The sequence below is a fragment of the Salmonella sp. 2020_1395 genome (assembly GCF_043848115.1).
Taxonomy (GTDB): Bacteria; Pseudomonadota; Gammaproteobacteria; order Enterobacterales; family Enterobacteriaceae; genus Salmonella; species Salmonella enterica.
The window spans coordinates 1-7,516 of record NZ_JBCMFH010000031.1 but is presented as its reverse complement, the minus strand read 5'-3'; the positions used below and the strand labels follow the sequence as shown (position 1 = coordinate 7,516).

General features: G+C 50.3%; 7 protein-coding genes and 3 pseudogenes. 5 read left to right on the top strand and 5 right to left on the bottom strand.

Going from position 1 to position 7,516, the window contains the following annotated elements; genetic code table 11:
• The 3 genes and pseudogenes from ACH0WD_RS24240 to ACH0WD_RS24230 all read left to right on the top strand — a co-directional run.
• A partial coding sequence (locus ACH0WD_RS24240; RefSeq protein ID WP_001691633.1) for an IS1 family transposase occupies positions 1-112 on the top strand: 112 nt, incomplete at its 5' end.
• Between the two features lie 9 nt (positions 113-121).
• Positions 122-430, top strand: a pseudogene (locus ACH0WD_RS24235) (replication initiation protein); the annotation flags it as partial.
• Between the two features lie 958 nt (positions 431-1,388).
• Complete coding sequence (locus ACH0WD_RS24230; protein ID WP_030005799.1) at positions 1,389-2,357, top strand: IS5 family transposase; 969 nt, start codon at positions 1,389-1,391, stop codon at positions 2,355-2,357.
• A 139-nt stretch (positions 2,358-2,496) separates the two neighbouring features.
• On the opposite strand, the gene stbA is transcribed toward ACH0WD_RS24230, so the two are convergent.
• On the bottom strand, positions 2,497-2,883 hold the full coding sequence (gene stbA, locus ACH0WD_RS24225; protein WP_001039464.1) for a plasmid stabilization protein StbA: 387 nt from the start codon (positions 2,881-2,883) through the stop codon (positions 2,497-2,499).
• Between the two features lie 580 nt (positions 2,884-3,463).
• Between stbA and ACH0WD_RS24220 the strand changes: the two are divergent.
• Positions 3,464-4,366: pseudogene (locus tag ACH0WD_RS24220) on the top strand (IS5-like element IS903B family transposase); the annotation flags it as partial.
• Positions 4,367-4,471: 105 nt separating this feature from the next.
• On the opposite strand, the gene ACH0WD_RS24215 reads toward ACH0WD_RS24220, so the two are convergent.
• Together ACH0WD_RS24215 and aph(3'')-Ib are read right to left on the bottom strand one after the other, a co-directional pair.
• The gene (locus ACH0WD_RS24215; RefSeq protein ID WP_000480968.1) at positions 4,472-5,308 is read right to left on the bottom strand and encodes an aminoglycoside O-phosphotransferase APH(6)-Id; all 837 of its coding nucleotides are present in this window, start codon (positions 5,306-5,308) and stop codon (positions 4,472-4,474) included.
• The gene (gene aph(3'')-Ib / locus ACH0WD_RS24210; protein ID WP_001082319.1) at positions 5,308-6,111 is read right to left on the bottom strand and encodes an aminoglycoside O-phosphotransferase APH(3'')-Ib; all 804 of its coding nucleotides are present in this window, start codon (positions 6,109-6,111) and stop codon (positions 5,308-5,310) included. Before aph(3'')-Ib ends, ACH0WD_RS24215 begins: the two co-directional genes overlap by 1 nt.
• Between aph(3'')-Ib and ACH0WD_RS24205 the strand changes: the two genes are divergently transcribed.
• A complete protein-coding gene (locus tag ACH0WD_RS24205; RefSeq protein WP_051120014.1) occupies positions 6,076-6,693 on the top strand; it encodes a hypothetical protein in 618 nt (205 codons plus the stop codon). The two genes, aph(3'')-Ib and ACH0WD_RS24205, sit on opposite strands and share 36 nt — an antisense overlap.
• A gap of 240 nt (positions 6,694-6,933) precedes the next feature.
• On the opposite strand, the gene ACH0WD_RS24200 is transcribed toward ACH0WD_RS24205, so the two are convergent.
• Together ACH0WD_RS24200 and ACH0WD_RS24195 are read right to left on the bottom strand one after the other, a co-directional pair.
• On the bottom strand, positions 6,934-7,386 hold the full coding sequence (locus ACH0WD_RS24200; protein WP_335316478.1) for an MBL fold metallo-hydrolase: 453 nt from the start codon (positions 7,384-7,386) through the stop codon (positions 6,934-6,936).
• Between the two features lie 55 nt (positions 7,387-7,441).
• Positions 7,442-7,516 (bottom strand): annotated as a pseudogene (locus ACH0WD_RS24195) (IS6 family transposase); the annotation flags it as partial.

The window sequence follows — 7,516 nt, the reverse complement described above, 5'->3', positions numbered from 1 at the left end:
TCTGAGGCAGCACCTGGCACGGCTGGGACGGAAGTCGCTGTCGTTCTCAAAATCGGTGGAGCTGCATGACAAAGTCATCGGGCATTATCTGAACATAAAACACTATCAGTAAGTTGGAGTCATTACCAACCAGTTCACCACCTACTCGCTCCGCGATTGTGGCAGTCTTCGAAATCCCCGGACGATCCGCCTTTATGAAAGTCTTGCTCAATTCAAATCTTCAGGCTTATGGGTTACTACTCATGCTTGGTTAAATGACCGTTTCGTCTTACCGGAATCCCAGCAGAAGAACTTGGCAGAGTTGAAACGATCTTTCCTTGATCCTGCACTCAAGCAGATAAATGAGAAAACACCTTTACTTGCTAAGTATAGTATTGATGATTCAGGAAAATTTCTGTTCTCAATAATTGATAAGCAAAATCCCGTCTGACATAAATCAGCACACATGAGCCTGTCATTTGACAAATTTTTGTCATGAAGATGGGCGGATTTCCACACAGCACCGGCGCCCGGTAAGGTGGGCGGATTCCCACACGGCACCGGCGCCCGGCAAGATGGGCGGATTTCCACACAGCACCGGCGCCCGGTAAGGTGGGCGGATTTCCACACAGCACCGGCGCCCGGCAAGGTGGGCGGATTCCCACACGGCACCGGCGCGCGGCAAGGTGGGCGGATTCCCACACGGCACCGGCGCGCGGCAAGGTGGGCGGATTTCCACACAGCACCGGCGCCCGGCAAGGTGGGCGGATTCCCACACGGCACCGGCGCGCGGCAAGGTGGGCGGATTCCCACACGGCACCGGCGCGCGGCAAGGTGGGCGGATTTCCACACGGCACCGGCGCCCGGCAAGGTGGGCCGATTCCCATATCGACATGTATGTAGCTTGTGTTATCTGTGGATTGTGCAGCTCAGCGGGTCGCTGGTCGTATGGCGGAGTGTCCCCCGTAACCGGCCGCGTGCGGCCGCTAACGCGCAGTACGGCGCCGCGTCCCGCAGACGGGCCGCCGTTCCCGCGCGCAGCACTGCGCACCCCCGTGGGGGACGTACGGCAGCTGCGTGGCGGTGAGCGGGATTAGGGCTTTGCAGCTACCGTGTTAAGTTCCCTGGTGTCGCTGAAATAGTTGATGAACATCCCCCTAAGCGTCAGCAGCAAGCTGCCGCCGCTTAGGCCCCGGAAATCACGCCCTTTACGTCGTAAACGCCGTAAAGCCCGCTCACCGGGGTTAAAAGGGATTACTTTGACTTCTTCATTGCTGTTCGCGAGTTAAGGCTAATCAGGGCAGGGGGTAGGGTGGCAGAATTTATAGCCCGGCAACCGGCTACGCCGGGCTTTCGGCGCCATTTTACAACACAGACGGCTTTGTTGAATAAATCGAACTTTTGCTGAGTTGAAGGATCAGATCACGCATCTTCCCGACAACGCAGACCATTCCGTGGCAAAGCAAAAGTTCAAAATAACCAACTGGCCCACCTACAATAAAGCCCTCATCAACCGTGGCTCCATAACTTTCTGGCTGGATGATGAAGCTATTCAGGCCTGGTATGAGTCGGCAACGCCTTCATCACGGGGAAGACCTCAGCGCTATTCTGATCTCGCCATCACCACCGTTCTGGTCATTAAACGCGTGTTCAGGTTGACCCTGCGGGCTGCACAGGGTTTTATTGATTCCATTTTTACACTGATGAATGTTCCGTTGCGCTGCCCGGATTACACCAGTGTCAGCAAGCGCGCAAAGTCGGTTAATGTCAGTTTCAAAACGTTCACCCGGGGTGAAATCGCGCATCTGGTGATTGATTCCACCGGGCTGAAGGTCTTTGGTGAAGGCGAATGGAAAGTCAAAAAGCATGGCCAGGAACGCCGTCGTATATGGCGAAAGTTGCATCTGGCAGTTGACAGCAACACACATGAAATCATCTGTGCAAACCTGTCGCTGAACAATGTGACGGACTCAGAAGCCTTCCCGGGTCTTATCCGGCAGACTCACAGAAAAATCAGGGCAGCATCGGCAGACGGCGCTTACGACACCCAACTCTGTCACGATGAACTGCGGCGTAAGAAAATCAGCGCGCTTATCCCGCCCCGAAAAGGCGCGGGTTACTGGCCCGGTGAATATGCAGACCGTAACCGTGCTGTTGCGAATCAGCGGCTGACCGGGAGTAATGCGCGGTGGAAATGGACAACAGATTACAACCGTCGCTCGATAGCGGAAACGGCGATGTACCGGGTAAAACAGCTGTTCGGAGGTTCACTGACACTGCGTGACTACGATGGTCAGGTTGCAGAGGCTATGGCCCTGGTACGAGCGCTGAACAAAATGACGAAAGCAGGTATGCCTGAAAGCGTGCGTATTGCCTGAAAACACAACCCGCTACGGGGGAGACTTACCCGAAATCTGATTTATTCAACAAAGCCGCGCGGGGCTAACAGGTAAGATGAAATTAAGGTTTTACGAACACTGCCACTGTAATTAATTACCGCTACTTTCATAAATCACCTCAGAATTTTTTGTTGAACTTCTTAGGGTCGAAATTCTCACCGATTTTCTTGAAGAATTCTTTATCAATAATGCCGGGACTCTCTGCTTTTTTACTTTCCTGCACTTCAGGCTCAGACGGTTGTGTATTGTGCAATACACTTTCCGCTGCACCCTTCGCGCTACTCTTATCATGCGTATTGTGCAATACATTTTTTCGGTTTTGCCGCGTTCTATACAGTGCCATCTCAAGCCCTTTGGCTGTTACCGAAAAGCTGTATTCGCTGTCGAGGATTTCAGCAATTTCATGCCGCGTTAGCCCTCTGTCCAGCCAGTTCTCGATTTCATTTAGGCGCAATCTGACAGCAGCCGATAAGTTGCGGGGTTTCAGATCTGCTGGTTTATTCATAACCCCCTCCGTTGTATGAAAATGACTCTACAACACTCGTAAGAAGGGGTCAATCGAGTTTTGTAGTTTATCTGTAGTTTTATTGTAGTCTATTTGTAGTCTGTCACGTTTTTTGTAGTTTATTTGTAGTTTTATTGTAGTCTATTTGTAGTCTTACAACACTAAGGCAAAACGTTTTTTGTAGTTTATCTGTAGTTTATCTGTAGTTTTTGGTTGCTCAGATGGTCATGCAAGCATGACCATCAAAGAATAGGACGCTTTTTAGCCAAATGCCCCTTAACCTACGGAGATCGCCCTACCAAAAAAAGATGATTTTTTATCCCTTAACCTGCTATACACCTAACGCAGCGTGATAAATCACGCTATCGCACTGATTTAAAAGAAAAAAAACAAAATTTAGCCATGCTGCGGTATTACCCAGGTATTACAAATCAAATCTAAATTACTGATTTAAATAACTTTTTATTTATTACTTTGGTAATACTATGATTTCACCGTATTAGACACCCTTTTTTCGTTTAAAAAATGCACAAATTGAGGACTGAATGGGCTTTGTTGAATAAATCGAACTTTTGCTGAGTTGAAGGATCAGATCACGCATCTTCCCGACAACGCAGACCGTTCCGTGGCAAAGCAAAAGTTCAAAATAACCAACTGGCCCACCTACAATAAAGCCCTCATCAACCGTGGCTCCATAACTTTCTGGCTGGATGATGAAGCTATTCAGGCCTGGTATGAGTCAGCAACACCTTCTTCACGAGGCAGACCTCAGCGCTATTCTGACCTTGCCATCACGACTGTGCTGGTCATTAAACGCGTATTCAGGCTGACCCTGCGCGCTGCGCAGGGCTTTATTGATTCCATTTTTTCTCTGATGAACGTTCCGCTACGCTGCCCGGATTACAGCTGTGTCAGCAGGCGGGCAAAGTCGGTTAACGTCAGTTTCAAAACGTTCACCCGGGGTGAAATCGCGCATCTGGTGATTGATTCCACCGGGCTGAAGGTCTTTGGTGAAGGCGAGTGGAAAGTCAAAAAGCATGGCCAGGAACGCCGTCGTATATGGCGAAAGTTGCATCTGGCAGTTGACAGCAACACACATGAAATCATCTGTGCAGACCTGTCGCTGAACAATGTGACGGACTCAGAAGCCTTCCCGGGTCTTATCCGGCAGACTCACAGAAAAATCAGGGCAGCATCGGCAGACGGCGCTTACGACACCCGGCTCTGTCACGATGAACTGCGGCGTAAGAAAATCAGCGCGCTTATCCCTCCCCGAAAAGGTGCGGGTTACTGGCCCGGTGAATATGCAGACCGTAACCGTGCAGTGGCTAATCAGCGAATGACCGGGAGTAATGCGCGGTGGAAATGGACAACAGATTACAACCGTCGCTCGATAGCGGAAACGGCGATGTACCGGGTAAAACAGCTGTTCGGGGGTTCACTGACGCTGCGTGACTACGATGGTCAGGTTGCGGAGGCTATGGGGTCGTTTGCGGGAGAGGGCGAAATCCTACGCTAAGGCTTTGGCCAACGATATTCTCCGGTAAGATTGATGTGTTCCCAGGGGATAGGAGAAGTCGCTTGATATCTAGTATGACGTCTGTCGCACCTGCTTGATCGCGGCCGCGATAGCTAGATCGCGTTGCTCCTCTTCTCCATCCGCGTTCCAAGCTGCGGAAAGGCACCCATAAGCGTACGCCTGGTCGAGCAGGCGACGCGGATCGACGTCCAGCGCACGAGAGAATGCGTCCGCCATCTGTGCAATGCGTCTAGGATCGAGACAAAGGTCGTCTCTGTCAGCCGGATCGTAGAACATATTGGCGGCGCCAAAGCCCACTTCACCGACCAGACCGACGGGATCTATCACCAGCCAGCCGCGACTGGAGAACATGATGTTTTCATGATGCAGATCGCCATGTAGCCCACGCAGTTCCGAGGCATTGCTCATCATTTGATCGGCTATAATCGCCGCGTGGACGTAGTCAGTTTGACAACCTGCGTTTTGATCATCGCGCGCCCGCTGAAACAAAGCTGCAAAGCGATCCCGGATCGGGAGAAGGGCAGAAGGCAGGGGTTCCTCAGATGCGGCATACAGCTTCGCCATTAGTTCCGCTGCAATTTCGGTCGCCTGGTAGTCGCCGTGCTCGGCAACGATGTGAGAGAGCATTCGCTCCCCGGCATATTCGAGCAACATCAGATTGTTCTCACGACCGAGCAACCGGACTGCTCCCCTCCCATTGCGCCATACCAGATAGTCGGCCCCGCGCAGTTCATCAGCAATGTCTTCTATAGGTTTCAATCCCTTGACGATTGCAGGAGTCCCGTCTGGCAATGAAACTTTCCAAACGAGGCTGGAAAAGGTGTCCGCAATGAGAACAGGTTGCGAAACGTGCCAATGAGCAGGAAAAACAGGCGGCATGAACATCAACCCCAAGTCAGAGGGTCCAATCGCAGATAGAAGGCAAGGCGTTCGCGGTCGGGGGCTTCGATCCCCAATACATTGAATAGGACAGCGAAGGCGCGCTCTGCTTCATCTGGCGCTGCCCAGTTCTCTTCGGCGTTAGCAATCATGAGTGCCAAATCGGCATAGCGATCTGCTGTTCCGAGCCGCCCAAGGTCGATCAGACCCGTGCATTGAAGAGTTTTAGGGTCCACCATGAAGTTCGGCATGCAGGGATCACCATGGCAAACAACCATATCGGTGCGCTCTTGGTCGAGCCGCACCGGTAGCTCTCGTTCGACACGAGCCAAAAGATCGAGCTGCGGCGTACTCTTGTCCTCGTCCGGTAAGAAGTCGGGATTGACGGCATTGCGGGACACCACATCAACGGCGCGTCCGAACATTCGCGACAGCCTGCGCTCAAACGGACATTGATCAACCGATAGGCTGTGAACAGCGCCAAGTTGCTGCCCCATTGACGGCCACGCTTTGAGCAAATCCGCTCCAGACAGATCAGCCGCCGGTACTCCCGGAATTGCCGTTATCACCAAGCATGCACCCTCCTGTTCCTCCTGCCAGTTGATCACCTCGGGGCAAGCCACACCTCGACCTTTGAGCCAAATGAGGCGGTCACGCTCTCCAGCGAGCTCACCGCGGCGGGAAGCAGGTGCGATTTTCGCGAAGGCATGCCCGTCACCACGTCGAAAAACAAAATCACCAGATTCTCCGCCTCTGACAGGCAACCAGTCAGAATGCGATTCACCAAAAAAAATATTAGTTCGATTCAATGGAGGTTCCTTCAGTTTTCTGATGAAGCGCGGAGGTGGCTCAACCTGCGAAAAGAAACGAGTTGCTATGGACTTGCACCGGTTGTGTTCCGGTCTATCTCTCATTTTAAGCGGCTTTTTTCTCAAATGCCACCGGCGATTTCCAGCCGAGTGTTGAATGTCTTCGGCGTGGATTATAAAAGCCATTTACCAGAAGAATACGCGGCTTATCTGGCAGCAAATCAGCCCGTAATGACGTGCGTATATGGCAATACGGCGACGGGTAAAACTAATTTCAAAGATAGCCTTTTAAGGTGCATCTCGGATGATATGGCCGAAAACTTTTTAGTTGAAGATGAAGATAATGGTCGGATCAGTGAAGATACTAGATTGCATCTATTTAAGTCTTTTTTTGACGAGGGCAGGAACGTTGTCTTTGTAGAACATGCCCATAACTGTAGCTGTATGATCACTCGATTCGTGAATGCAATGGCTAGCAGCAAAGTTAACTTTATCTTTATCGGCGAAGTAGGACCGGCCCGGAAAGCAAAAATGATCACGGCGGTAGGTAAGGGCGGGTATACATGGGAGACTTCCGTATAACAGACGAATAATAATCCCCATATAATGCGCCTACTTATCAGCCTTTGGGACGTTGGGACGGTATTTTTCACTATATACCCCCAAGTTTTTAGACATGAAAAAAGCTCGATATATTATAAATATATCGAGCCTTTAAGTTACTGTTTTTCAATATCGTTCAAAATCTTGATAATTACAGTATACGGTTTTATGAAGTGGTATATTTGCAAATGCTTATTTTGCAAGGTCTATTTGCTTGATTTATCCTACAATCGTAATGCAAAACCCATGACCGGAAGCAACGAACTTAGGTTCAATCTCACTCAAATCCGAGGATAGCTTTTGTCCGGATTCTTGATTGGGCAATGTATCTGCGCCGCTTGATTTTACCGCTGCGTCCCAACTGCTTTCGATAACTTGTCCGTGATTCTCACCCATGCCGAACATGAGGTCGCTGCTAAAGAAAATACCACGTTTCTTTTCAAAAAATAAAAGTCCTTCCCACATATGCATTTCAGATGGGTAACTGATAGTTTGAAATTCAAAATCATCTCCGGCAAATATTTCATTCGGCTTTTTAATAAGCACATTGTTAGTAATACCAAACCCCATCAGTTGTCTTGCTGTGGTTTCGGAACAAACCGCGACAGCTTCGGGATGTTCTTTGAGAACCAAAGCAAGTCCGCCACATTCGTCTGATTCAAAATGAGAAATTAGGGCACTGTTGCAAAGTTAGCGATGAGGCAGCCTTTTGTCTTATTCAAAGGCCTTACATTTCAAAAACTCTGCTTACCAGGCGCATTTCGCCCAGGGGATCACCATAATAAAATGCTGAGGCCTGGCC

Excerpts from the sequence above, each read along its gene's own strand:
- ACH0WD_RS24215 (WP_000480968.1), bottom strand. The coding sequence starts at position 5,308 with ATGTTCATGCCGCCTGTTTTTCCTGCTCATTGGCACGTTTCGCAACCT.
- stbA (WP_001039464.1), bottom strand. The coding sequence starts at position 2,883 with ATGAATAAACCAGCAGATCTGAAACCCCGCAACTTATCGGCTGCTGTC.
- ACH0WD_RS24205 (WP_051120014.1), top strand. The coding sequence starts at position 6,076 with ATGCGATTCACCAAAAAAAATATTAGTTCGATTCAATGGAGGTTCCTT.